General features: G+C 43.1%; 24 protein-coding genes and 1 riboswitch. Of the genes, 3 read left to right on the top strand and 21 right to left on the bottom strand.

What is annotated here, in order from left to right:
• Positions 1-14 precede the first annotated feature (14 nt).
• From tssE to dnm_RS05500, 10 genes are all read right to left on the bottom strand, one after another.
• The gene (gene tssE, locus dnm_RS05545; protein WP_207681702.1) at positions 15-509 is read right to left on the bottom strand and encodes a type VI secretion system baseplate subunit TssE; all 495 of its coding nucleotides are present in this window, start codon (positions 507-509) and stop codon (positions 15-17) included.
• A gap of 238 nt (positions 510-747) precedes the next feature.
• A complete protein-coding gene (locus tag dnm_RS05540; protein WP_207681701.1) occupies positions 748-1,242 on the bottom strand; it encodes an Hcp family type VI secretion system effector in 495 nt (164 codons plus the stop codon).
• Positions 1,243-1,501: 259 nt separating this feature from the next.
• Entirely contained in the window at positions 1,502-3,022 is a 1,521-nt protein-coding gene (gene tssC / locus dnm_RS05535) for a type VI secretion system contractile sheath large subunit (RefSeq protein ID WP_207681700.1), read from the bottom strand.
• A complete protein-coding gene (tssB, locus tag dnm_RS05530; protein WP_207681699.1) occupies positions 3,015-3,605 on the bottom strand; it encodes a type VI secretion system contractile sheath small subunit in 591 nt (196 codons plus the stop codon). The genes tssC and tssB overlap by 8 nt, the downstream gene beginning before the upstream one ends.
• Positions 3,606-3,970: 365 nt before the next feature.
• Entirely contained in the window at positions 3,971-4,615 is a 645-nt protein-coding gene (prfH, locus tag dnm_RS05525) for a peptide chain release factor H (protein ID WP_207681698.1), read from the bottom strand.
• Positions 4,616-4,814: 199 nt separating this feature from the next.
• A riboswitch (cyclic di-GMP riboswitch) is annotated at positions 4,815-4,889 on the bottom strand.
• 311 nt (positions 4,890-5,200) lie between these two features.
• A complete protein-coding gene (locus tag dnm_RS05520; RefSeq protein ID WP_207681697.1) occupies positions 5,201-6,223 on the bottom strand; it encodes an Rpn family recombination-promoting nuclease/putative transposase in 1,023 nt (340 codons plus the stop codon).
• A 360-nt stretch (positions 6,224-6,583) separates the two neighbouring features.
• Positions 6,584-7,726 carry an RNA ligase RtcB family protein gene (locus tag dnm_RS05515; RefSeq protein WP_207681696.1) on the bottom strand — a complete coding sequence of 381 codons (1,143 nt, stop codon included), beginning with the start codon at positions 7,724-7,726 and terminating at the stop codon, positions 6,584-6,586.
• 424 nt (positions 7,727-8,150) lie between these two features.
• Positions 8,151-8,681, bottom strand: coding sequence for a protein-tyrosine phosphatase family protein (locus dnm_RS05510; protein WP_207681695.1), 531 nt, complete (start codon positions 8,679-8,681; stop codon positions 8,151-8,153).
• Between the two features lie 634 nt (positions 8,682-9,315).
• Positions 9,316-11,523, bottom strand: coding sequence for a molybdopterin-containing oxidoreductase family protein (locus dnm_RS05505; RefSeq protein WP_246556218.1), 2,208 nt, complete (start codon positions 11,521-11,523; stop codon positions 9,316-9,318).
• A gap of 130 nt (positions 11,524-11,653) precedes the next feature.
• Entirely contained in the window at positions 11,654-12,598 is a 945-nt protein-coding gene (locus tag dnm_RS05500) for a class I SAM-dependent methyltransferase (protein WP_207681694.1), read from the bottom strand.
• A gap of 462 nt (positions 12,599-13,060) precedes the next feature.
• Between dnm_RS05500 and dnm_RS05495 the strand changes: the two genes are divergently transcribed.
• Entirely contained in the window at positions 13,061-14,365 is a 1,305-nt protein-coding gene (locus tag dnm_RS05495; RefSeq protein WP_207681693.1) for an AAA family ATPase, read from the top strand.
• Entirely contained in the window at positions 14,346-14,810 is a 465-nt protein-coding gene (locus dnm_RS05490; RefSeq protein ID WP_207681692.1) for a hypothetical protein, read from the top strand. Before dnm_RS05495 ends, dnm_RS05490 begins: the two co-directional genes overlap by 20 nt.
• Before the next feature lie 74 nt (positions 14,811-14,884).
• On the opposite strand, the gene dnm_RS05485 is transcribed toward dnm_RS05490, so the two are convergent.
• The 8 genes from dnm_RS05485 to dnm_RS05455 all read right to left on the bottom strand — a co-directional run bounded on the left by dnm_RS05485 (position 14,885) and on the right by dnm_RS05455 (position 19,371).
• On the bottom strand, positions 14,885-15,130 hold the full coding sequence (locus dnm_RS05485; RefSeq protein WP_207681691.1) for a DUF2442 domain-containing protein: 246 nt from the start codon (positions 15,128-15,130) through the stop codon (positions 14,885-14,887).
• A 164-nt stretch (positions 15,131-15,294) separates the two neighbouring features.
• Positions 15,295-15,669 (bottom strand): toxin-antitoxin system TumE family protein, encoded by a 375-nt coding sequence (locus tag dnm_RS05480; RefSeq protein ID WP_207681690.1) that lies wholly within the window; start codon positions 15,667-15,669, stop codon positions 15,295-15,297.
• Positions 15,666-15,971: a hypothetical protein gene (locus dnm_RS05475; RefSeq protein ID WP_207681689.1), complete on the bottom strand. Its 306-nt coding sequence runs from the start codon at positions 15,969-15,971 to the stop codon at positions 15,666-15,668. Before dnm_RS05475 ends, dnm_RS05480 begins: the two co-directional genes overlap by 4 nt.
• Positions 15,972-16,193: 222 nt before the next feature.
• Positions 16,194-16,337: a toxin-antitoxin system TumE family protein gene (locus dnm_RS31545; RefSeq protein ID WP_353740339.1), complete on the bottom strand. Its 144-nt coding sequence runs from the start codon at positions 16,335-16,337 to the stop codon at positions 16,194-16,196.
• Positions 16,337-16,576, bottom strand: coding sequence for a hypothetical protein (locus dnm_RS05470; protein WP_207681688.1), 240 nt, complete (start codon positions 16,574-16,576; stop codon positions 16,337-16,339). The genes dnm_RS31545 and dnm_RS05470 overlap by 1 nt, the downstream gene beginning before the upstream one ends.
• Entirely contained in the window at positions 16,551-16,856 is a 306-nt protein-coding gene (locus dnm_RS05465) for a hypothetical protein (protein ID WP_207681687.1), read from the bottom strand. The genes dnm_RS05470 and dnm_RS05465 overlap by 26 nt, the downstream gene beginning before the upstream one ends.
• 267 nt (positions 16,857-17,123) lie before the next feature.
• The gene (tssA, locus tag dnm_RS05460; protein ID WP_207681686.1) at positions 17,124-18,257 is read right to left on the bottom strand and encodes a type VI secretion system protein TssA; all 1,134 of its coding nucleotides are present in this window, start codon (positions 18,255-18,257) and stop codon (positions 17,124-17,126) included.
• 295 nt (positions 18,258-18,552) lie between these two features.
• On the bottom strand, positions 18,553-19,371 hold the full coding sequence (locus dnm_RS05455) for a hypothetical protein (RefSeq protein WP_207681685.1): 819 nt from the start codon (positions 19,369-19,371) through the stop codon (positions 18,553-18,555).
• Positions 19,372-19,719: 348 nt separating this feature from the next.
• Here dnm_RS05455 and dnm_RS05450 point away from each other — a divergent pair, with 348 nt between their 5' ends.
• Positions 19,720-19,884 carry a hypothetical protein gene (locus dnm_RS05450; protein ID WP_207681302.1) on the top strand — a complete coding sequence of 55 codons (165 nt, stop codon included), beginning with the start codon at positions 19,720-19,722 and terminating at the stop codon, positions 19,882-19,884.
• Between the two features lie 17 nt (positions 19,885-19,901).
• Here dnm_RS05450 and dnm_RS05445 read toward each other — a convergent pair whose 3' ends face one another.
• The 3 genes from dnm_RS05445 to tssK form a co-directional block, all read right to left on the bottom strand.
• Entirely contained in the window at positions 19,902-24,185 is a 4,284-nt protein-coding gene (locus dnm_RS05445) for a type VI secretion protein IcmF/TssM N-terminal domain-containing protein (RefSeq protein ID WP_207681684.1), read from the bottom strand.
• A gap of 460 nt (positions 24,186-24,645) precedes the next feature.
• Positions 24,646-25,407 carry a DotU family type IV/VI secretion system protein gene (locus dnm_RS05440; RefSeq protein WP_207681683.1) on the bottom strand — a complete coding sequence of 254 codons (762 nt, stop codon included), beginning with the start codon at positions 25,405-25,407 and terminating at the stop codon, positions 24,646-24,648.
• Positions 25,404-26,774, bottom strand: a complete 1,371-nt coding sequence (tssK, locus tag dnm_RS05435; protein WP_207681682.1) for a type VI secretion system baseplate subunit TssK — start codon at positions 26,772-26,774, stop codon at positions 25,404-25,406. Before tssK ends, dnm_RS05440 begins: the two co-directional genes overlap by 4 nt.
• Between the last annotated feature and the right edge of the window lie 12 nt (positions 26,775-26,786).

The following is a 26,786-nucleotide window of genomic DNA, read 5'->3' as shown; positions in this document are numbered from 1 at the left end:
CTGCACAATTCCTTTTATTTTTGTTCATAAACCCTTCTTGCCTCGGAGTTTTTCTGGAGAATCGTTGAAAAGGAAACAGATTCTCTCATTGTGTCCACAACAACAACAGCCTTAACAACGACCTCAATAACGATCTGGAGGGTTTTTTCATTTACGATGACCGGCTCCACCCCGACCCTTACATTCTGAAGCCTCGGTTCAAAGGCTGATATGGCTCGTGTAAGCCTTTTTGCCAGACGCTGCTGATCAACAGCACTTGTTGTGGTATATGAACTGAAATCCGGTACGCCGTAATCTGTCACTGTCAGGGCCTTTCTGTCAAACAGACTGCCCGGAATGGGCGTGCGTGTATTGAGCAGCCACTCCAAATCCCGGCGTATCGAAGCCTTTAACTGGTTTTTGTTCAGGGTTCGCAAAGGAATGGCTTCCCGCTCTGATTCAGGATGCTCATCCACCAGCCGGTCAATGAGGGATGCTCTGCTTTTAAATGCGGTTTTCGGGCCAGTCATAGAACTTCACCTTTCCACAATCCGGAGTGCAAAAATTTTATTTTTGCAACTGCATAAAACTTCGCCTTTCCACAATCCGGAGTGCGAAAATTTTATGTTTGCAACTGCGAAAATAAAATTTTCGCACTCCGGATAAAGCCACTTCCTTTGCGCCTTCGGATAAGTATAAATTTATTGTCGGAAAGCCTCCCCTGCCCGTGCCTGCAAATCGTTCAGAGGAGGCTCCGAGGCAAATTCATCAACCAACTTCATTGGTCGTCAGATCATGGGAAACGGGCTGCACGCCCTGGGGATTTCCCTCGTTATCATACTGGATATAATTGTATGTCACTTTTCCGTATGACAGGGAAAGATTTTCCATGGGAACATCACCCCCGCCCCCTGATATGTTATAATTGGAAATAATAACCTTTTCCATATCAATCTGGAGATACTTGACCGGGTTGTTATTTCCGTCTGACCGATAGCACTCGATATGCGCCTCTGCAAGCTGCTTGCCGGACCAGACCTTGTTCAGAATCTGATCCGTGGCCTTATCCAGATACTTGGTCACGCTGACATCCGAATGGTTGCACATTTCCGTGGTGGAACCGGAAGACGCCCTTACAGGGGTCGTCGGCTGAGTGAAACCATGAGACCACGAAAGGATTTCAATCCATCCTTCACCCGCGTGAACCGCGTCGGTACTCTCACCATCTATTGTGTCCAATTTTAATAGCATGTTACTGGCCATTTTTCTTTTCCTTTCCCTTGTCAAAGTTTTTTACTAATATAACTTTTAAGAAAAGATTTCTCACTCCGGAGTGCCAAACTTACAGTTTGGCAATATTTCCGACAGCCGAAAAGCGGCGGGATCTGCCAAACTGTAAGTTTGGCACTCCGGATAATTCTTTTCTTAAAACTTCTATGTCTGTCAGATTTTAACGCGTTAATAATATGTCAGACCTCACCTCCTTTTAATGATCAGAAACAAAACCTTTTATTTCCTTGTCTTAGCGAGCCGGCGGCGGCAACTCAGCCACCAGGCGAATGGATGCTGTCAGCTCTTCCAACTGAAAATGAGGTCTCAGATAAACAACAGCGTTGTAGCACCCGGGTTTTCCGGGAATCTCAGTCACATCCACCCGGGCTTCCCGCAACGGATATTTTGCTTTAAGTTCCTGTCCCGCGTCATCCTTTGCCAGAACATAATTCATAATCCACCGGTTCAGATAGGTTTCAACATTCTCCGCAGTCATAAAAGCCCCGACCTTGTCCCGCATAATCACCTTGAGATAATGCGCAAACCGTGAGGAGGCAAGAATGTAGGGAAGGATTGCTGAAATTCTGGCATTGGCATTGGCTTCAGGCGTATCATAAACTTTGGGCTTCTGGGTGGTCTGTCCGCCGAAAAACGCTGCATAATCCGTGCCTTTGCAATGAACCAGCGTGATAAATCCCAGATCATTCAGCTCTTTTTCCCGCCGATCCGTGACAGCGATCTCCGTGGGACATTTCAGGGCAATATCGCCCTCGTCTGTGGAAAAGGTGTGCGTGGGCAGTCCTTGTACCAGTCCGCCGCCTTCCACACCCCGTATGGCAGCACACCATTTATATTTTGCAAATGCTTCGGTAATTCTCTGTCCCAGGGCATATGCTGAGTTTCCCCAGAGATATTTCTTATGATCCCTGCCGTCAACATCCTCCTCAAAATTAAGTCCTTCCACAGGAATTGTTTCCGCACCATATGGCAGACGCATCAGAATATGGGGCAATGTCAGGGTGACATAACGGGAATCTTCGCTGTCCCTGAAAGACCTCCATTTGATCAGTTCCAGACTCTCGAATATTTTAGACAGGTCCCTGGGCGTGCCCAGCTCTGTAAAACCATCCATATCAAAGAGCTTGGGACTGGCCGCGGCAATAAAAGGCGCATGGGCTGCGGCCGAAACATTGGATATTTTTTCGAGCAGCGCCATGTCCTGGGGATGGCGTCCGAATTCAAAATCCCCGAGCAGGAGCGTGTAAGGATCCCCTCCGAATGTTCCGTACTCCTCCTCATAAAGCTTTTTGAACAACTGACTCTGATCAAACTCAACCGCCTTTTCCAGATCAACCAACAACTCTTTTTTCGTGACATTCAAAAGGCGCAGCTTGAGTTTGGTGCTGGTCTCTGTGTTCATTACCAGGTAATTCAGCCCTCTCCATGAAGCCTCGAGCGTCTGAAATTCTTCATCATGCAGGATTTCATTCAGCTGATCGGTCAGAAGCTGGTCAATCTGGGCAATGCGCTGGTTGATCATGGCCACGGTGTCTTCCTTGGGAGTCATCTCTTTTTCAAGAATCTGCGTAACAAATTCACCGATAAGATCACGAGCGTAAGGTGTCTGAGACTCATCACGGGCTAATTTGCCCTGCTTGATAATTTTATCAAGCAGGCTTACTTCCTGTTCTTCCGCCGGACTTTCAGCGGTTTCCTGTTCCTCTGCGACGTTTTCGGGAGTTTCTTCTTGTTCTCTTTCTTCATCAGCCATTTTCTTTATCCTCCTCAACCGTTGCAAGATTCTTTAATTTTTCCAAATCCTCAGTCTTATCCACCACCTCCTGAAGAAGTTTTTCCAAATCCTCGTTCCCATCCAGCTTGGTGAGAAGGTCTGACAGACGCTGCCTTGCCTCATAAAGCTTTCTGAGGGGCTCAACCTGTTTCAGGACGTTTACCGGGTTAAAATCCTCCATATTTTTGAACTGCAACTGAACCTTGAGCGCGCTGTCGTCATTTTTCAGCTTATTGGCGACTCTCAGATCAACCCGGGGATTGATCCCTTTCAAAACCTCATTGAAATTGTCCCGGTCAATTTGTACAAATTTTCTGTCTTTCAGCTTGGGCAGAGGCTTTCCCTTGTCTTGTTCCGCGTTTCCGTCCTTATCAAATACCAGTTTTCCTTCCTGGTCACGTCTGGGTACATCTGTTTCTGGTTTCCCTGACAAATCAGCCATGATGCCGCCGACAAAGGGAAGTTCTTTCATGACAATGGCATCTCCGATCTCCACATCATAGGTGATCTGCACCCTGGGAGGACGGACACGATCCAGTTTGTGTTGTGTGCTTTCTGTCATAATCTCCTCCGTAAAGCTTATGAACCTGAGGTTTTAAAAAAAATTGGTGGTGTTCTAAAACTGGACTTGTTCCGATATTTGCCAAATTGATTCAGAGGGTTAAAAAATTTAGCTCCACTTTTAGAACATTACCAAAAAATTCTAATATCCCATAATCAAAATTTTTGTTATTGCTTCTCATTAAGGGCAAACTACGACCAAATTCAATTTTCAAGCTTTTCCGGAGTGCCGAACTTACAGTTTGGCAATATTTCTAATACCCGAAAACCTGCCAAACTGTAAGTTTGGCACTCCGGACAATTTTTTTATTAAACGGTCATGACCAATCCATTCACAACAAAGCATAAAAATGAGACCAGAATTTTTCATTTCTCTCTTCTCACTTTTTTTAACTTGAAATTCCTGCCTTCATATACTCGTACAGGATTGCCTCTCTCAAGTGAATTGTGGCACTGCCAGCGTTCCTGCTGCGTTTTTAATGCTGTGACTTCGACTTCCTGCTCCAGTCTCCTGCAAACGCGTGTGAGAGCCAGCTTTCGATTAAAGTGCTGAGATCGTTCTTCCTGAGCCACAGCACTTATTCCCGTTTGTATATGGGTGACACGAACTGCTGTTTCTGTTTTATTCACATGCTGTCCTCCGGGACCCGATGCTCTCATCCTTTCAATTTTGAAATCCTTTTTGTGAAAAAGTGCGTCCTCTGTCGGCTGAAGTGACGTCACTCCGACAAACCAGTTTTTTCGCTTGTGCTTTGGCCGAAATACGCTTCTTCCAATCCATTGAATGGTTCCTTCCCATTCTGAAATGAATTTCGTAATCTCATTTTCTCCTTCAATTGCGATTAAAGCTGATCTGAGGGTATGTTGTCTGATTCCGGGAATTGTTTCGAGAATATGGGGTTTATATGCTCTCTGTTTGGCCTCGGAAACTATTTTTTCGGCAACCTGAGCAACCACCCGGCAGCATTCCTCCGGGCCCCGCCCCGATGTAATTTGTAACCAGCAAATCATGATGTTTTTCTGAAGTTATATTAAGGTGTCAGGTGTTTTTGATTCTGAGTTATTCAAAACATAGCTCCGCATCTTAAATTACACACAAAAAAATTGAATCTGTTGTAATTTATTTTTTCATATCGAATTTAAGCCGTATGTTTTAATCTCAGTATTGCTTCACGCCAGCCAAAAAAACAGCCGGGCTACCTTTCTGAATCAAGGCAACCCGGCTGTCTCCGTAAGACCCGTGGCTTTCCGTCCCCGTCTCACGACAGGTTTGGCTTTTACAATATGTTTAAGATAGTTATAGTTAAAAAATTGCCTTTTGTAAAGAAGAAATATGCAGTATTTCGGCTGATTTTGAATTGGCCCGCCATCCTGATTCCCGGGCATATTTTGTGATTTGTTTGTCATTTGCTTTTTGGAAATTGTAATTTAAGTCCCTGTCCATAAATTTTCCGGCATTTTTTTGATCCGGAGTGCTAAAATTTTATTTTAGCACTCCGGAGAAAATACCAAAAAATTTTGTATGGGTACTTATGTGCCTGCCGGCGTTGATTTCCTGACAAAAGACATGAATTTTATGATTAAATTATTAAAATTTTACACCTCAGTCTGATCAGGATCAATTCCGGCTTTCTCTAATAATAGCCGCATTTGTTGTATCTTTTCCTTTTCCTTCCGAGCTTTTTCCTTTTCCTTCTGAGCTTTTTCCTTTTCCTTCTGAGCTTTTTCCTTTTCCTTCTGAACCTCTTTTATGGCTTTTTCCTTTTCTTTCTGAGCCTCTTTTATGGCTTTTTCTTTTTCTTTCTGAACTTTTGCTATGGCCTTTTGAGCCTTTTCCTTTTCTTTCAGAGCATTTTTTATGGCATTTTCCTTTTCTCTGCGAGCTTCATTCATAGCCTGCACAGCCTTTTCAACCTCCTCCTTCCAAGTCGCTATTTCGGAAAGAGCGGCCAGACGGCTCTGATAAAGGTGATAGTTTTTCTGGTTTTCTGAAAAATCTTTTATAACACTCATCGCTTCCCTCATTTCCTCGGTGTCCAGTATATCCGGCAATACCCCGGGATCCGTGTTTTTGCCTTCTTTGAAAAAATACAGCCACCGGTCCTTTTCAGTATGGCCGGCGAGGCTCTCCTGCCATTTGGGCAGTTGCAGCACATGTATGCCGAAGTGGTCACTCAGCATAATCTCATGTTCGGAATTCCAGGCCAGAAAAGGGATATGGCAGTCATCAATCTCCGGAAACAGATTGCCAGTCAGTATCCATATCGAGATCACCGGTGTCAGAAGAGAAAAGCTGTCACCTTTGCCAATAAGTGAGTGATAAACCGTGCTCCATGTATAAAGCATTCTGGACGGGAGATTGGTATGAACTGAAATCTGCACCTCAATCTGATAGGTGCTGTCAGTTTCGTCTTTTGCCCTGATATCCACAATACTCAGCTTATCAGTTTCAAATTCCCGCTCATTGTAAGGGTTCATAATGACCACTTCCGTGATCCTCGAGTCATTTTCTTTTTCCAGCACCGCGTTAAGAAAATGAATCAGCAGATTTTTATGTTTCTCACTCCCGAGGACCGCTTTGAAAACGCAGTCAACAGTCGGATCAATCCTGTGTCTCACAATTTTTTCGCCTTTCCCAGTTTGCCATTCCGATGAAATGATAATCGTGACTATCCTTAATCACTCTTCAGGCTGCGTACTGCCTGAAACAAACCTGATCTATATGATATAATTCAGATAATACTTTTTTATGCTGTTCCGGTCAATAGTTATATAAAATTGAGAATTGAGAAATTTCAGTCTCATTTTCATAGGTTGTTATGACTGGCAGATCATAGCCGTTTATATGAAAGTGTCAGGTGTCAGGTGTTAAGTGTCAGGAAAAACTGTAAAACTTTCATCCTTCGTTGTGACCGGCAGATCATGGCCGTTTATATGAATCGGGAACCTCGGGATATGACAGTTTGTCTTATTACTTTTTCATGATGATTTTCTGACCTTGTAAGTAATTAAAGGCCTTAAGGTCGCCACAATGGTAATGATCCCTGCCTCAAGCATATCATTTATGACAGTATCAATATTTTTATATGCCTGGGGCGCTTCTTCAAACAATAATTTTTTATCCTCGCATATCACATATCCGCCTAAATCCGTTTTCAGGAATGAATCCGCATTATAACGGGATTTCAATCGCGCTTTTGTAGTGCTTCGGTTCCATTTCCGTCCTGCTCCGTGGGGCAATGACCAGGCATTTTGGCGCTGATCTCCTATGGGAGAGACAAGATAACTGAGTGATCCCCGGGTCCCGGGAATGACGACACAGCCGCAGTCAGAAGGGGCAGCCCCCTTGCGATGCAGCCATAATTCTTCGTGTGATTCAATTTTGGAAATAGCATTATGAAAAATATCCAGCACGCTTTCACATTCGCCACCCAGTTTTTCGGACATTCTGTGGGCAATTAATGCCCGGCTTGCAGCAGCCCATTTCAAAGCATAATCATGTCTCTCAAGATAGTCTTTTGCTTCATTTGTATCAGACTGCAAGCCCTGTGCCCTGTGCTCTTCTGCGAAGCTTCTGAACAAAGCATCTCCGATATCCCGTGATCCGCTGTGAATAACCATCATTAAGAGCTTTTTATCGAGTTGCAGCTCATCGCAAATATTCTGGTCATATATTTTCTCAATGGCCTGTAATTCTGCAAAATGATTGCCGCTGCCAATGGTTCCGAGGGCATGGTCTGAATCAGAAGATTCAAGTCCATGGGCTGATAACCATTCTGTCCTGTCACCGGCCCAGGGTTTCTCCAGCTCTGAGAGTTTTTTTATCCATTTGTCACGCTTGAATTTTCGCTTTTTGAGATTTGTTTTCCAGAGTCCGATTCCGCATCCCACATCATTTCCTATAAGATGAGGATAAATAATTTTTTTGCTGACAAATGCCGCTCCCACAGGCGTTCCTCGGCCGGGGTGAATGTCCGGAAGGCCAATTGCTTTAAGGATTCCAGGGAGCTGGGCAGTTTTTTCCAGTTGTTTTAAAGCCTCTCCTTCAATCCAGTTATCTTTTGAAGCAATGACTTTAATTTTATCTTTATTAACGAGAGGTTCAGTTTCGCTATTATTCATTCTGTTTCCTTACTGAGTCTTGTTTCTGTCGTATTTATTTCAAGTCCTCATTAAAATTCATCTTTTCCCAGCTTATCAAGGAAATGATAAAGCTCCGGCAGGAGATTTCTGTCAAAACGAAACTGAGCAGCTGTTTGGGGAAGCTTATAAGTACCTGAGCAAAAGTTTTTTATATTACTTTTTTTCTGCGAGCGTCGGAGAAACCCGGCTTTTTCCTTTATCGGAGACGCATCATTCCGGAAAAAAGCCGGGTTTCTTCCCCGGGCAGATATTAAAAATTTATGGTTAGGTATTTATTCCGTGCTGCCAATAAATTGCAGGGCTATTCTCCTGTCCCTCCGGGACTGAAACCACTCCTCCAATTTGCAATTACGCCCCTCCTTGCAAACAGTGAGAAGCTGAATTGATAATTAACCAATTGATTTCATATCGTTGCTGACCAGTTTTGCACCACCCGCCTTTGTTTCAAAGTATGGGGAATCGTTTCTCTTTCATATCCTGTTCCCTGTTTCAGATGATCAAGTCTGCTCAGGGCTTCGCCACTGCTCAGTCCGTGTTGCACCAGATAACAGCCCGCGATCATCCCTGTCCGTCCGACACCTGCGAAGCAATGAATATAAACCTTATGTCCCTTTGCCAGGGCAGAATCAATAAGGTTTATAATCTGTCGTATTTTTTCCGGTTCCGCTGTCTTAAAATCCTGAATCGGAATCCTGTGATGTTCGACTGAAACCCTAAGAGCGTCGGCCTCCTCATGCAGCAGCGTTTCATAAGATTTCAGCCTTTTTTCTCCCTTTTCCGTAAAATTCATGAAAAAAGTGATGCTGTTTTCAAGCAGGCAACGTAACATGGCTCTGCATTTTTTCATGCTTTGTGGCGGATATTCTCCTGCCAACACTTTGCCCGGTATTACCCAATAAGAGTCATAAAGCGGCACATCCTGTTGTTTTTTCATATCACAAACGCTCTGATTTCAGAAAATATAACTTGGATTATGTTAAAAAAATTCAGTAGTTAAAATATATATACTCTCGTTATGTCAGAATCTTACAGCCTGCTGTTATTTATAAAAGCTGTCTGAACCGGGGTGTCTAAATCAGCTAATTTTCTTTGACCGCTTTTCGAATTTGTCCTCCGACAGACCCGGGGCACGGCCGCGGGTCGTTCGCCGAACTTGTCGGAGCGAACCCCCGGGGAACAAAAAACCGGGTAAAAAATAATGGTAAAAAATGGCATTTTTAGACACCCCAGATTATGACCATTTAAGTAAGTACCCGATCAAGAGTTTTTTTATACATCTTTTTTTCCGTGAACAGCGGAGAAATCCGGCTTTTTCCCTCACCGGAGGCGGATCATTCCGGGAAAAAGCCGGGTTTCTTTCCCTGGCAAATATCGAAAACTTATGGTTAGGTACTTAGGGATTCCCCAAAAAATAGAATACCCGAAATGCAGGGTGGGCGAGACAGGTGGCTCCGGCGGGCATGACGTTATCTCCGGATTTGGGACATCACCAATGTTTTTCTTTTTTCTTCAGGACGGAAGGGTGTCATTATTAGTAGGAGTTACACAAAAATTCAGTTTATAATTTATCACCCCACGCAGCCTAAGCTCGGATCCTGAGCAGCAACTCCCCTGCGTTTTCGTTTCTTTTTTTTTACCTGACACAACAATGTTTTATAAACTGGAAAACCTGATATTTCATCAAACTGTTCAAAATCTGTCAGGATATTGACATTTGCCTGTTTCCATTCATCTGTGCCTATGGGACCGCCGCCGCCTACCGGTGCATAGACAAAGCCTTGCATAATCTTATCTGTAACATAAGCCCTCATCGTGACCGAGCCGCGGGCTGTTTTGATGGCGACCGTATCCCCCATTTCTATACCACGATCTTTGGCATCTGATTCATTTATTTCAACCGCAGGATACGGATATTTTTCAATAAAACTGGGGATGGCCCGCAAACAGGACTTCATATCCGGTTTAAACGGACCTGTTCCCAAAACCAATGGATATCTTTTAAACAATTTGGGATTGCTCACAGATGTCTCATCAGATTCCTTATATTTTGGAAGGCCGTCATATCCGTATTTCTCCAGCACAGTGGATTTAATCTCAAATTTGCCTGACGGTGTTTCAAAACCTGGTTTGCCATCACTTCGCAACAGGCCTTTTTCCCATTTCCGATATTCCATCTCTGTATCACAGTTTTTAAGCACATTTTTATCAGCCTTCATCAGTTCTTCAACAGTAAAGCCTGAGCCACTCAGTATATATTCAAGCAGCTCTTCCTGATTTTGCGGATACAGGTGCCCGTATCCGAGACGTTTGGCGAGTTCCGCCAGAATATGATAACTGGGCCTGCCCTCGCCGACCGGTTCGATCATCTTTTCCCTCAGTCTTAATGAGCAGCCATAATAACAATAGGACTCCTGCTCAAATGCGGTTGTTGCCGGTAATACGATATCTGCATACGCCGCGTCCTGGGTAAGCTGTAAATCTGTTGTTACCAAAAATTCCAATTCCCGTAGTGCTTTTCGCCAAAGATTCGGATTGGGCCAGGAGGTTATCAATGATGCCCCTAACACGAACAACGACCTGATTTTGTAAGGTAAGCCATCTATAACAGATTTTGGTAAAAGAGAGGCATGGGGTTCTCCGCCGCAATACAGCGCATAAACAGGAAACTTATCCTTACCAATTGATTTGTCAAACCCCGGGGTTTTAATTTGCCTGCTCGTGGCTAAGGGAATGGTATTTTCCCTTCTCAGAAAACAACGCCCCCCTTCCACATCCAACTGCCCGGCCAAAGCCCATAATACCATCACAGCCCGTATGTTTTGGACGCCGCTTTTGGTATATTCCAAACCTGTGTACATGATATATGACGCGCCTTCGGCATCAGCGATGCTTTCTGCCAGACGTTCAATGGTGTTTTCATCTATTCCTGTCAGTTCCGACACATATTCCGGCGTAAAATCTTTTACATAGTCTGAGAATTCATCAAAGCCCAAAGTCCAGTCTTCAACAAATTCCTCATCATAGAGATTGTCTCTTATGAGAATATGACACAAACCCAGCGCCAATGCCCCGTCTGATCCGGGTCTGATGGTGATCCATTCGCTACCTTCCAACTCGGCCGCTTTTGTTTTTCTGGGATCTATGACAATGATTTCAGCCCCTTCCTCAGAAGCTTTTTTTAACCGTTCAAACATCTCCGGCGGCGTGGAAGTAGAAGGATCTGTGCCCCATACCAGTATCAGATCAGAATTATCAACATCTGAAAACATGTCTATGTGCAGACATCCCATTGTGAGCTTGGGTGCCAAAACCCCTAATGATGTGTAACAGGGCGCGCCCACGCCAAATGTATTGGGAGAACCAAAAGGAAACAATACACTGGAGGCCAGATAAATTTCTGATCCTTTTAATTTATAGATGTCTTTGAAAGCCCTTTCATATGAGCCAGTGCCTGCATAAAAGCCAACGGTTTCGGGTCCGTATTTTTCCTTTAATTCGTTAAACTTGCTTACAATGATATCAAACGCCTCATCCCAGGAAATCCTTTCAAATTCATGGGTTCCTTTGGGACCGACTCGCTTTAACGGATGTTTTAATCTCCTTTCAGAATAAATAACTTCCTTTGCGCTGTCTGCAATAGGGCATAAAATACTGCCAACAGGCGCATCAGGATCCGGTTCCAACCGGTCTATTTTACCTTGTTCATCAAAATGTACGACAACACCACAGCCCGGACTATGAAAACAGAGACCGCAAATACCATACTTCTTACTCAAAATTAATGCCTCCTAAAAACTATCTGAAAGTTCGTAGTTCCGCCTTTAGGCTGTTTTTGTGGAATGAGTGTCATCTCCACGAAACAGACCGCCTAAAGGCGGAACTACGAACTTTTTTAATCTGCTGATTTTATTTTCTGGTGCCAACAATAAACTGCGAATTAATATGCTCCCACAAATTTTCGGTTTTTCGTATTTTCCAGGACACATTTCCCTTGTCTGCAATTTCCAAAGGCGGATCAAATATCCCTTCTTCGCCTGAAAAAATTTTGCTGATATTGTCAATGCCGCGGCCTTTGTACTTGCCGTGTGGCGTTCCGCCTAACCAAAGTTCGGAAGCTGACACGGTTTCATCCCAGGAAAAAGGATCAGAAAATACGAGCATGGAATTTTCCTCATTTAACACCCTGTTCATATCAGCTAAATGCCGGATGGGAGAAGGAACTTTTTCTAATATGTTGATTGACGTGACTGTTGAAAAACTGCTTTTTGGAAACGGAAGCGCAAGGGCATCGGCTACGATAAAATCAATTCTGTCGTAATTCCAAGAAGCATCAAAATCACAGGAGCGTTTTTCAGTAATAAACCCTTCGATAATCAAATCAAAATCTAATCGTTTCTGGTTTAACAGTTCCCGTGCTTTTGTAACAAAAGATACAGATGAATCAATCCCGATGACATGAGAATGTGTTTTGCTCAGTTCAAAGGACAGCCTTCCCACAGAACAGCCTATGTCAAGGGCATAGCCATCTGTTTCTCTGAAATATGAAGACCATACCTTATAAGCATCTGTTGCATCGGGGTCATTAAATAATTCAGAAAAATGGCTCCATAAATACGAAGATAACATGCTCTGGGAATTATATCCGGATTTGTCTGACATCAGCGACATTGACTTTTCAGGTAAAATGACAGCAACTCCCTTGTTTATGGGATAACATCTTCCGCAGGCAGTACATCTGAGTTCGCCTTCCATTACATCATCGGACAATTCTTCTTTTATATCCAAGTCTAACGGAGCTTGATTATTTAAACATTCCGGACATGAAAGTTTTTCCTTTAACCATTTTTTCATCTTTATTTTAACGCCTTTCCTTAGATTTTATAAACATATTACTCGATAATCAAGTTTTTTGATCTGATCTGGTCCGGCCGGAGCGCCTGTCATTCCTGCGAAAGCAGGAATCCACTGCTTCCGGAAGCGTGTCACTGGCCAAAAACAGATTTCTGCTTTCACAGACTTCGGTGTGACGCCACACTTCGACGGGTTCAAATGGGTCGTTGAACGGAATGTCGAGCTTTTTGTCCGAACCAAGTCAGAAAACCTGATCATCAAGTATCATATTTATTCAGAGTATTCCAGATTTTATATGCGGAACCGAAGCACTGTCAAACCAACTTTTATTTTTCTCTGATAATAATGTTGACAATTCTATATTTTTTCATTATTTTTTTCATATTTATGGAAAAATTGTGAATGAATCACAATATTATATTTCATTTTAACAATAAATGGTATTACAGGCAGGCGACATAAATGCTAATTGAATTTACAGTTGGAAATTATCTTTCTTTTAGAAAAACCAATACGTTTAGTATGGTAGGTTCAAATTCAACTAAAGAACATGAAGAAACAAATACGTTTACTGATCCTGGCAATAGATTAAAATTCTTAAAAGTTTCAGAAATCTACGGCGCTAACGGAAGTGGAAAAAGTAATCTCATTTCTTCTCTGTCATTTATGAAGAGATTTATTTTAAATTCTTTCAGGGATGCTCTGATAGAGGAAAATGAAAGAAAAATACAAATAGATAAATTTCTTTTAAATGCTGAAAATGAAGATGAACCTTCATTATTTGAAATTGTTTTTATATATCAGGGAAAAAGATACAGATACGGTTTTGAGATTGACGAAAAGAAAATACACAGCGAATGGTTATTTTTTGTAAATACAACAAAAGAAATTCAACTTTTTATAAGAAATGGTCAGGAAATATCATATAATCTCAGATCATTTAAAGAAGCCAAAGGTTTAAGAGAAAAAACCCGGGAAAATGTTTTGTTCTTGTCAGTTGCTGCACAATTTGACGGAAAAAAATCTAATAACATATTAGAATGGTTTAAAAAATTAAAAATCATATCTGGTTTGGATGACAGAAGTTATAAAGACTATACAACAAACAAAATAGATCAGGATGAAAAATTTAAATCATGGATTGGAACATTTGTAAAATTCTTAGAAATTGAAGAGATATCAACTGAGAAGGGAGCGTTGCCCTCATCAAATGCTAACAACTTGCCTGAAAATTTAATCGCTCTTCATATTCTAAAAGAAGCCAGAACAGCAAATAAGATTTCAACTTGGCACAACAAATTTGATAATTCTAACAAAATTATTGATAAGATTCCATTTGATTTTGATACACAGGAATCTGAAGGGTCTAAGAAATTAATAAGTCTTTTAGGTCCCTTATATGATGTTCTTCAAAACGGATTAATTTTAGTTGCGGATGAACTTGACTCAAGATTTCATCCCTTACTTACAATTAAAATAATTGAATTTTTTCATACACACAATCCTCAGAATGCTCAGTTGATTTTTGCCTCTCATGATACGAACCTGTTAAAAAAGGAGTTGTTCAGAAGAGATCAGATATGGTTTACCGAAAAAAATGAATATGGTGAGACAGACTTGTATTCTTTGGTGGAGTACAGAAATTTTCATGTAAGAAAAGATGCTTCATTCGATAAAAACTATTTAGCTGGCAAATATGGCGCAATTCCTTTTTTTGGAGATATTGATAATATTTTGGATTTGATATATGGCAAAAAAAAAGAATAATCCTCGGTTAAAAGTTAGAACAGATCGCTCTTTTCAAAAAAAATCAAATTGTCGTGATGAACGTGTCGCTATCGTTGATATAGACAAAATAACTTTTAGTTTTAAAGATGTTATCAGTAATCACCCAAAAGGGAATATGCAATCTTTTGAATCATGGCAAAAAGACAAAATATTATCAAAGCTATTAGAAAAACTAAGATATTTAAGTGAGTTGACAATTCAGGAAGCAAAACAACAAGGATTTATTACAGAATATAATAAATTTCCAGACAATACGGATTTCAAATGCCCAAAACAATTTAAAGACGGAGCAAGGTGGAGTGTGATAAAAAAAATTACAGGCCAAAAGACCAGAATCGTAAGGCATATTGTTGATAACATATTTTACATCGTGTTCCTTGATAAAGATCATCAATTTTGGAAAACGAAAAAGAAACACACATGAATTTATTTAAAAATCCAATATACACAATAACTTATTAACCTTTCGGGCGATATTCGTTAGCCTGGCTTGCTGCATTATGCGAATTTCTCTTTCATAGATTTTTTATAAACATACTCAGGATCCAGATCAGCCCCGCAATCCCATTGGATGGTATCGAAGGAAACACGCACACGTCTGAAGACTTCATCGTCCCTGATCCTCCGGAATATCCCGAAATCAAGTATCGGTTTTATATCGAGCTTACCTTTCTCGCCATTGTCAAAAGAAATGGAAAGAATATAATCATCACACGGAGTGACTTCTTTTACTGAAGGATACATGGTTCTTACTCCTTACCTAAGCGGTTGAATTCTGAACGGTTCTTCTCCGTTCATAACAAGTTGCCAATTAGCTGCTAATTCTTCCTGATGTAATTCAGCCCATGCCAGCACCAGTTTTCTCAATCCAACCCATTACAATTAAGCGGGGGATTAGCCTGTTATTATTACTGCCCCTCTCTGCTTTTCCAAGCAATTTCAAATAATACCTCCCGCAAAACCGGTTCGGAGCTATCTTCCACTTCTTCAGAGACGTGTTTATGATGAGGATATGTGGATATTTCTCTGTGATGAGGCGCATTGTCGTAGCGGAAAATCAGTTCATTTTTCTCATTCATATACTGATAACGATATTTTATTTTACCTTTCACATCAGTATCTCTGACCTCCGTGAAATCAAGCCTCGAATTGTCTTCAAAAACAACTTTTCCGCTGACAAATCCCTGTTTGAAATTATACACTTTTTTTGTGAGCGTGTATGACCGAATGTTGCGGAACTCCTGAAGTGTTTTCTCAAGTTGTGCAAAATATGTTTCTATCATTCCAGTTCTTTCAGTTTCCGCATATTTTCATGCAACATTTCATATAACCCTGCCCATATGACAAAATCTTCCTCATCGCCAAGATTCCCCTGTCCGAACCGGCTGTAAAATTTTTCGGATGACATTTTGTATTTGTCTTCATACGCTCTGATATCCAGCCGGATGCTGAGAATGCTTTTTTTCAGTTCCGATATTTGATAAGCAATAATGTTTTGTGCAAATATCTCCTGGTCATTTATGTTTTTCAGAATTGTCATTAAGCGGTTTTCCGTCTCCCGGGTGATCTTCAGTTCTAAATTCAAGATAACCTCCTGTTATTATGTTCTGGTTGGATTTGGGAACGAAACCCGGCACTTTCGTACTCGTCGGTGTTGGGTTTCGTTCCTCAGCCCAACCCGCTACCGCCTGCTTTGGCAGAGATCGCTTTCATGGTTGTTTCTTTCGCCGGGACCACCATGTTCTGACCTCATAATTTCGGACAGTCACCTCCGATTCTTCAAATATTTTTATTCAATACGATATCTTTATGCAGTCAGGTGATCATTTATAATTTCTTCCAAAACTTCTCTCAGATTGGGAATTTCGGCCCGGACAACCTGCTCTCCGATATGTTTATGATCTGTGAAACCAAGGGAAGGCTTATGGTCGGCATTGTCGTAGCGAAAAATCAGACCGCCGTCCCGATCCTGATAATGGAAAGAATAAGTCCTTTTCTGATTTTATAACGCAGATCAACGTATTCTCTGAAAAAAAGTTTCGAATTGTCAGAAAATAACAGCACACCTTTTATCAGACCGATTTTTTTTGTTCTGAAATCGGTAGTGAGCCCGGAGGACAGGATCAGACCTGTTTCTGTCAGTTCGCCGACTGTCTCCGTAATCTCATACAGATATTCGCTGAGTAACATATTCCGCTTCTTTCAGTGTGTTAAGTTCTTCGGCAATCTTCCGCCTTATTTTTATCTCTCCCATCCAACTGACATACTCGTCATCTCCGCCGTCCAGATCCTCCGCCGTATATTCTTTGACAAATATATCAGAAGATATCTGATACTTGTCTTCAAACTTTCTGATTTCTCTGTCGGTTCTGTCCAATCCTATTTCCAACCTTTTTATCTCAGAACAGACTGCTGATCTGATAAGTGACTCAGCATCTTCAAAATTGGATTTTATTTCAAGTCTTATCATAATTTTTTCTCCATTTTCAGGGGCTGATGAAAAGCTCACTGCCATCTGGCACGCTTGGAAATTTTTACGTGTTCAGCCTTTATTGCTTTAACGATATCCTCTTTTTTCATTTCCAGGTATTCACCACACTCCCGTCCTCCGGGAGCCGCATGTACAAATTTTCCCGCATACGATCCAAGCAGCCATGCAGGTTGGGTTGAGGAACGAAACCCGGCACTTTCGTACTCGTCGGTGTTGGGTTTCGTTCCTCAACCCAACCTACGGAACTCATTTCTCCGCCACCTTCAACCCAAGCAGTTTAAATATCTGTTGCAGGTCATGTTCGTCATTCACGAGTTCCCGGAGGAGTTCTGTCAGCGTCATGTTTCCCCATGAGACAGCCCGTTTTACAAGATAAGGCGTGGGGCTGTGAGGTTCATGGATGAGGAGATAATCCGCTGCCATGGAAAGCATTCTGTACGCATCAGCACGGTTGCGGATGGCTGAAGGAACGGCTGCCTGTTTTCCATCTGCATCTTGTTCCGTGTGAATTTCCATATCTTCTGAATCAAGGGAAATATCCGATTCAGTAATATCCGAAGGCTTTTCCCCCAGAAATTTATCTGCCAGACGCTGAATTCCCTCAAGCGTATCTTTGAATTCATTCAGGGAAGGAGCCTCCTTGCCGCATCGCTCCTCCAAAAAACGCTCCAAAGTGGTGAGAAGGGATAAACAATCATTTAATTCCTTGAATTGTCTGGCGTAAAAACTTCCTGAAGTCAGAGAGACGCTTCCCAAAAATTGTTCACGGGAAACTCTTGGCATGGCTCTTTTCGGTGCGGTCTCACCTTTTCCTCCGTTCAGTTTTTCCCAAATCCCCGTGCTTTCCCAATCGGCAAACGTATATGACGGAGAATCCTCTGAATGCGGCATGGTCATGGGCTTAAATTTCAGCTTAAGAGAAAGGGTTTTGTTCATCCAGATGAAAGGAGAAAGCCGCCACTCCAGATCATCCCCCACGATTTCAGGATGAATGGTGTCCCAAAATTTCTCACAAAGCCCCACCATCAGCCGCAGCCCTTCTCTCACTCCTGCAAATCCGTACAAATGCAAAAAAGCTTCCAGGAGCCAGGCAGCAAGTTGCAGGTCTTTTGACCGGGTTTCCAAAGCGTTAAAACAGATATCCTTGACTGAGTTCCAATCTGCTTTTTTCAATTCCTTAGGTTCATGAATTTCCCGGGAAAGGATGGGATCATCTTCTCGGCGGGCATCCTTAATCTTATCATAAGTGCCCTCATAGCGGAGGTTTTCTCCGGACGGTTCAGCCTCCGAAATAGGATGAAGCAGCCGTTCTATCTCCAGATACAAGGCATCCTTGTCACCGGACTCGGACAATACAGATTCTTTTGAATAAGTGTTCATGGTTTGTTGGTGTATTGGGGTGTTAGGTGTTAGGTGTTAGGGTGTTAAGTGTTAGGTGTTAGGGTGTTAAGTGTTAGGTGTTAGGTGTTAGGTGTTAGGGTGTTAGGTGTTAGGTGTTAGGTGTTAGGTGTTAAAGTTATTACTCGATGTTCAAGTTTTTTTCTGTCATTCCTGCGAAAGCAGGAATCCGCTGCTCCCGGAAGCGTGGCACCGCTCCGAAACGGATTCCTGCTTTCGCAGGAATGACAGGCTTTTTGTCCAAACCGGGTCAGAAAACTTGAACATCGAGTATTATTTATATATCCGTTGTCTCCGCCTGGATATCCTCAATGGCCAGACCGGTGGCCCGGGCAATCTGCTCCAAGCTCAGTCCCATTTTCAGAAGATTTTTGGCAGTTTCCATTGCTTTCAGCTTTGCTCCTTTTTCAATGCCTATCTTCTCACTCTCTGCAAATTTTTCTTCCTGCAACTGTTCCTTTGCATACTCGTCGAACATCACGGCCCGCTCGGCCGGTGACACGGAATCCTTTTCAATATGATCAAAAATTTTAAGTATCTCAGCCTGCTGATAAACTGTCTCGTCAACCTCCTCGTCCAATGTGTCCTGAATGGCGAGCAGCCAGGACCGGAATGGCTCCGGGGTTTCGTCATCCACATATTTCGGACACAGGTATATCACCTTATGTCTTATCTCACCCAGCGGATTTCCCTTCCGATCCCTGGGATCAAAATCGGTGACAGCCATGTCTGTCTTATGTTTGTCTCCCGAAGTCAGCACCACTATCGTAAACACGGTCATCCCGGGCCGGTAGTTCCTAGCATTGGCAACCTGTTCCAGAATGGCCGCCATATGATAATGCATGAACCGGTCATAATGATCCGGGTAGCGTTCGTGCTGAATGTCAACCACCACATGGTTTTTTAAATCCTGGGCAAACAGGTCGAAACGGGATTTTATGTAACCCACGGGCGGATCAAACTCCTTTTCCGTCTCAACCCGGTCAATTTCAATATTGATCCCCGCGATATCCCGCACAAACGCCGTAAATATCTCCGGGTCACAGAAGGCTTTTTTGAATATGACGCCGTATCGAAGCGAGGCCACTTTTTTCATTTTAACTCTCCTTGACAATTTCAGATTTACAATTTTTGTCCATTAAGATGCAATCGTAAATCGCCCCAATTTTCCATAACGATAAAAATCCGGATATGCTTTATCTGTGTACAGGACAAAAAAGAGGGAGGCAAAGAAACCCGGCTTTTTTCCGGAGAAAAAGCCGGGTTTCTTCCCCGCACAAAAAATTCTCTGATTATAACGGATTTGGGGGAGGCTGGCCAAGCCCCAAAGGGGCGGCATATTTCTGGTAATTCATCATCCCGGGCCGGTCAAGCCCCGTAGGGGCGGCATATTTGTAGCATTCATCATGCCGGGCCGTTCAAGCCCCGTGGGGGCGGCATATTTGTGGCATTCATCATGCCGGGCCGTTCAAGCCCCGTAGGGGCGGCATATTCGCCTGGTTGCTACAAATATGCCGCCCCCACGGGGCTTGGCGGGGGCTTGCAAACCTGCTGCTACAAATATGCCGCCCCCACGGGGCTTGACCGGCCTCCCCCAAATCCGTTATAATCAGAAAATTCTTTTTTTTATTTCTCTTTAGGGGAAGCGTTCTCTGTTGCATCCGGAAGGGATTCGGGTATGGGCAGTTTTAACTCTGTATAATTGCCAGAACTCCATTTTAATTCAGGGGCTTGTCTGGGAAAATACGGCATTTTCAGAACCTTCTTTGCCTTATCCGAAGTTGAAACGACCAGACGAATGAAGACTTTGGCCTGAGATTTTCCGTTCTTCTCACTCTCGCTTCCTGCCCGCACCGTGTCAATCACAAATTCAAGGGTGTGAGGCTCTGTATCTTTCAGGGAAAAGGCGCAGGTTCTCAGGAAATGTATCAGAGACCATTGTGTATTAAATTCATATTTCACGGTTCTGTTCTCTGTTATTTTCCCTTCCGCGGGCTGTCTTGCAAAATAGGGATAATCCATAGCATTTTTCGCCCAGCGGAACGAAAGGGACACCGGATCGCCAAATTGCCAGCGTCCTGCGAGTTTCTCATCGCCGTATCGGAACACCTGACTGCCTACTGTCAGGTTCCAGTCAATAATGGTGTTTGCCATGAATTCATTTGCCTGATTCACACGAAATCTGACATTAAAATCCAATACAGGAATTTCCTGTTTTACCTCTTCCCCTTCTGCTTTTCCGGCCTCCAGATATGACACAAAAAACTCTCTGACTTTTTCCATCTGATCCAGAAACGCAAAAGTCTGATCACCTGAAATTCCGAACTGTTTATTGAGCCTGAGAACATCTTTGAGTGTGGCCGCGTCTTCATCAAACAGACTGTAGAAATCACGGATACTTTCAGGATTTGCCTCGGAAAAAACCGCCTGTCCCTTTATCTCGGAAAAAGGAAATCTGCCTTTCAGTTCCCTGTCAAAAAAATCCCTGATCTCGGCGTATTCTGTGATAATCCGAGATGCTGCGAATTCCTGACACCGCTCGTAAAGTTTCCTCCTCAGGTCATTTCTTCTTTGCAAAAATATATCTGACGAGCGTTCATTTAAATCTTTCTGAGATATTTTTTTGAAATAATTCGTTTCATTGATATCGTTCATATCAAAGAGAATGAATTTTTCCAAAACAGTGACCGAATTGGCGGGTTTCTTATTTTCATAATCCTCAAGTGCTGACAAAATCCGCTTCCACTTAAAAAGCACCTGTTCCTGCTCGCTTTTTCCATTGGAAAAAAGTTTTCCTCTCCCCGGATTCGCACGGACATGCGCCTGATTTCGGCGGGCGTGAAACGTGATGAGCGGTTCGGCATATTCATAAGCCAGATGCCGAATTCGTTCCCGCTGAAGCCTGAGGTGGTATTCCAGCTCTTTTTCATCAACCACGTCATAAGCGGCCAGGGAAGGGGTTTCCTGACCATTCCACCAAGAGAAATCCTCCCCCCTGATGCGGTAAATATTCTCATGGCTCAGAAAATCATCAACTCGCTCAAGCAAAGCAAAGGACTGCCCGGAAAGAATATTTAACAATTCTTTCTCAGCGTCCGCAAGCCCCAGTTTGCGAAAATAAAACAACAGGCGGTTAAAAAATTTCTCTGCTTCTTTAAAATTTCTTATTTCCAGGAAAATATTTGTTTCATCAAGCTGATCATCAAAAGTCTCTCTTGGGCGGTTCCCCAGTCCGTCAGACACCGGCTCAAGACGCCGGGCCTGTGCGATCATATCCCGCACCTTGCGTTCCAGATTGCTTTTTGCCGTATCACTGATGATGGTTTTTTGCAAGCCTGTTGAAGCGATTCTCCCCCCTCTTTTTTTCATATAGTTTTCATATGGCTCAAAAATCCTCACAGCTTCGTCAAGAATATCCGTGTTCCAACTGCTGAACCGGGTTCCCGGGGGAAGCTGTCCGATACGCTGCCCCCGGACCGGCTCCATGACCATAAAGGGCTGTTTTAAGAGCGTCTCAAGATCAGCCTTCAATGCAAGCGTGCTTGGAGAGAGTGCCATCACAAGCTCTCCGTCCTTTACTTTCAGCAGCGGCCCTGTCAGCACACTCTCTTTTATTTTCAGCGTGTTTTTAAATCTCCGAAAAGCGGATTCTCCGGCTCTCTGGACTTCCAACCGCAAGTCAGGACCGAAAAAGTGGGATTTTTCAATCCTGGAAAGGATGTTATCATAGGATTCTCCGAGATTAAATGTATCACTGGATATCCAGGCAAACCTTTCACTGGCGAGGTTTTCCTCTGTTCGGGAAATGGTTTCCAGAACATCCCGGATCAGCAGGCCATCACGGTCGGAACTCCGGGTTTTCTGTGCAAAAATATTCAGTTTGTCTGCCAACTCCTGCAATAATAACGCCTCGGTGATTCTGCCAGCCTGAAACAGACGCTCATACAATTTTTCGGTCAGGCTCTCCAGTTTCTCTGATCCGGCTTTTATTTTGAAAATGCCATATTGAAACACCGGATATTCGGTTTCATCAGAAACATCGCTGTAGGTCCGGATATTTTTGTCAAACCCCCTGGGCAGGCTGTTTCCGAACAGATAATTCACCACAAGATTGAGCTTGTTTAAATCTTTGGTCTTACAAAAATCATTGTACAGATCCGCATGTTCCTGGAGCTTGGTAACATCTCTGACAAACCTGTAAAGATCAGTGAACTCAGGCTTGCAAAGTTCAATAAACGGCGTTGTTTTTTCTATGAAAACCATGTCCTCATCGGTCCTGATCTGAGGAGACATATGATTGGTTTTGAAAAAAATTGTTTCAGCCTTTTCTTTCAATTTTTTAAAAATCACTTTTAAAATGATCTCGTTGTATGCCTTGAGCATGGACTGTCTGATCTCTTTATGAACGTCACTGAACCATGACGGAGGAATGAAAACATACCTTAATGTTCTGAGATTTTTCATACTGTCAAACAGGTTCTGCGCGCTTTTTTCAAAATTCAGTTCTTCAAACGCTTTGGAAGCCTCAAAATCCTCTCTTATCTGGGTAAAGCCAGGGAGGATATTATTTTTATCTCTCAGAAGATGGCGATATGCATCCCACAGCCCCAGTCCTCCCACAACAGCAATCACCACAGCAACTGCCAGGGCAGCACGGACTTTCCGATTTCTTGAAATCAGCTCTCTTTCAAGGGGCCAAGCGAGCCTGAATTCCGAAAAAATCTTCTTTTCAAACAGATCCTTTACAAACAGGGGAGATAAAGCGGTTCCGCTCGCTTCTGTTCCGCCATGTCCGCAAAAATAAAGACCTCGGAAAATAAATGATTCGTCATGATACACGCTCTTTTTAAAAAGAGAATTCAAATAAATGCGAATAGGTTTCGTAAGTAACTGGAAATGAATAGGAAAAGAAAAAAGTGCATCGCTCTCCCGCACATCTGTCATGTTGCTGAAAATTTCAAATTGTGTTCGGAAAAGGGTGCTGTGAATACTTTGAAATGCCTCGTCCGCCCAGTCAGGAGAATAAGCCGCATCTGTTTTATAGGGACTGGACCAGCCAAAGATATTATGAGTCATCTGTTTCGGAAGCTGGTGACAGAAGTTTTGAAAGCCATTCACAAGATCGCACTTTGTAATAAGGACATATACCGGGAGATGAATACCGAGAATTTTCTGGGCCTGTCGGAGTTTTTCGTAGAGAAGTTCAGCTTTTTCTTCGAATTTGCCCGGGTCGGTACGGATGAGATTTTCACAGGAAATGGCAAGAACAATACCATCTGTGGGGCGGCGGGGGCGATATTTCTGAAGCAGTCTCAGCAGATAGGGCCATGCGCCAGTATCAGGGCTTTCCAGAGATTCTCGAAAAACAAGGGTTCCGGCCACATCAAGGACAAGGCCGTTGTCAGAAAAATGCCATTCACAGAGATTCTTTGTCTTGTAAGGTCCCTCAGCAGGTATGGCCGACGTTGCTGACTGAGGCTCGATCCACCGGAGCGCAGTTGTTTTGCCTGCTCCGGCCTCGCCAATCATCAGGAACCAGGGAATATCATAGCGGTAATTTTTACCCGAGACCTTGTCTCTGAGGTATTTTATGTTTCTGGCAAAGGATAATCTGAGTTTCCGTTTTGAGAATCCATATTTTTCAGGAGGGCCTTTCTCCGGTTTTTGCAGATCATCTGTTTTCGCAAAAGGAATTTTGTCAGGGGGCTGAGGCGAGGCTTCTTTTTTGGCGGATCGGAAAATAAAAAAAATGAATATCAGGATAAGCAGGATAAGGAGGATAATCCCTATGAGGAGGTGGGTCGGTGTGGGGGAATGTATGGCTGCCCATAATGATCTTCTATAGACAAAAAGGAGACTTGCGATAATTCCTCCCAGGAGATAAAGCAATATACGTTTTATTGTTCCCATATTTTACTCATCCAAGTCTTTATCTGAGGAGTTGATGCTGACGGATTTTGTTGACAGGCAGGATCCGAACGACAGGGGGCTGTGCCAATGACGGGGCAGACGGCCTGTTGTATAAGTACCTAACCATAAATTTTCGATATTTGTCCGGGGGAAGAAACCCGGCTTTTTTCCCGGAATGATTCGCCGCCCCTGAATGAAAAAGCCGGGTTTCTCCGCGGTTCGCAGAAAAAAAGATGTATAAAAAACTTTTGATCGGGTACTTATAACACTTGATAATCAAAATTTTTTGACCTGGTTCGAACAAAAAGTTTGTCATTCCTGCGAAAGCAGGAATGACAGAAAAAAATTTGATTATCGAGTAACAAATAACAGGGACAGCAGATAAGAACGGGAATATGTTTTTTTCCTTTTCTTATCCACTTTCCCTGTACTTATGCGAAAATAAAATTTTTGCGCTCCTTTATCTCAGAATATCTTCTGCAATGTCAATCAGGTCCTCGGTCAGATCAGTCCATATTCCATAAGAGATAATTAAAAATAAGATAATTAACAGAACAATCAGCCCGATCCACCATTTCAGATAGGGAAGTTTTTTCCCTTCTGCCTGACTCAGTATATGGGCATAAGTGTCCGGGAAAAGCTTCCGGGATTCAGCAAGAAGATCAGGGTCTTTTTGAAAAATAAAGGCAAAGAGCTGCCTGCGGTAATTTGCAATCTGCCCCCCGTCATCCTTGTCCCTGAATTTCCCCCTGAATCCCAGGGAAATCGCCAGAAAATAAACTGCTGCTATTTCCATATATCCGGGATCACGATCTTTCAGGAGTTTCTCAAGATTTCGGAAAAAAATTTCACCCGCGGTGTAAGTGCCGAAAAGTTTGAATTCCAGCAAGTCGGATTTCCAATTTTCCCTTCCGTCCCAGTCAATATGAAGGAAAATATCATCCGCCAGAGCCGCCATAACATACTGAGCTTCCTTGTAAAAAGTTACGCCGTATTCTCCGCCGTGCCTGCGGGCCTCAAGCACCTGCCGGTCCAAAAGGTTCAGAAGCGTCATATGGATCGGATGGATGGTCTCCGTTTCAGATGACATAGCTCCGCCTCCTGCCATCAATGAGCGTTTGGCATATGACTCGGCTATCTTTTTCTGAACAATGACTTCGCTGTAAAATTCGTAAAACTGTCTGAGGAAAAATGAATTTTCCAATTCCGAGCGATCTGTCACGATTTGTTTCTCACATACAATATGATTTCAGAAGGCGCACGCTCTTCCCTAAAATCAGAAGGGTTGAATATTTGCAATATTTCATCAGGCTCAATAAAAGTCCGTTCCTTGTCCGCATTTGTTTTTTTAACGGAAAAAAGAATAACACCTTTGACCGGAACAAGTTCTCCGTCACGTTCAATTTTATTTCTTTCAGCCCCCAGCACCCGGGTGCTTTTCATCTCTTCAATTTTTACAACAGATCCGATCAGGCTTTCCTCTATCCAGTTCACCAGATCATTTTCCGCGATTCCGGGGCCTCCCCTCACACCGATGACAAGTTCATCTTCATGAATCCACTCATGTTTGAGTTTAAGGCTGAAAACCCCTTTTTCAACATCAAATGAAATCGCGGTATGAGATTCAAGTATCCCCTCATCAATCATTCGGAAAATAAATTCTTTTGCAGGTTCATAAGTGGCCCGGAGGTCATTGTGATCATATTTGGGCAAAACAGGCGGTATCAGACTGGTTCCCAGGGAAGCCAGGCTTCCCACCAGCATACACAATGACAGGTAGAGGGGATAAGGATGTGATTTTCCTGTGTTTAAAACCGCTTCAAAATGAGGCAGGGCGGAAACAAGGCTCCGAATCAGCAGTTTTGTTTCAAGAATGCTGGCCCCCTGAACCATTGAGGCGGAAGCATTTATTTTTTCAGATAAGAAAACAGATTTCTCTCTCAGCCTCCGGGCCACTGAACTGCAAATCTCTCCCACCGGCGAATTCAAGGGCACTGTCAGGGCCGGTGTGATAAAATCCGTCAGAGAGATGAAAATTTCGTTTTTGTAGATTATTTTCAACAGGGGGAATGTGGTGTATTTTTGCGAAGGGATTTCAGAATCTTTCTCAGTTATCAAAAGGCTCAGGATAGGCTTCAGACGAGGAATGGGGGGGCCCTGGTCTCCGGTATTTTCATCCGGAACCGCATCACCTTCCGCAGAGTGAAACCGGGGCAAAGTGCCCTTTGTATGCGCTATACCGATTTTTTTTACAGGCACACTCAGATGCACGGTCAGCGGCTTCTGTTTCATTTTTTCAGCATAAGGCGTTAAATCTGTTTCCAGATTTTCTTCATCCTCAGAATGATGGCTCACCACAAGACCGTCCGGCATGACAGCCTCCAGTTCCAGAATCCGAAGGGTGCCGTCAATAAGAAGCGTCTCATCCACTTTTAATTTTTTGATTCCCCAGTGAAAAGGGACAGTGGTTGCAAGGTGATAGTGCAGGAGTTCTTCCTGGCGGAGAGATAACTGTTGAAAATGCTGCGGAGCGAGCAACATGCCTTCATGCCATTGGATCGCCGCAGGCAATTTATGAGCATCAGTCATAACAAAGACACC

The sequence above is a fragment of the Desulfonema magnum genome (genome assembly GCF_017377395.1).
Lineage (GTDB): Bacteria > Desulfobacterota > Desulfobacteria > Desulfobacterales > 4be13 > Desulfonema_C > Desulfonema_C magnum.
The sequence above is the reverse complement of the archived record's forward strand: the minus strand, read 5'-3'. Positions and strand labels throughout refer to the sequence as shown.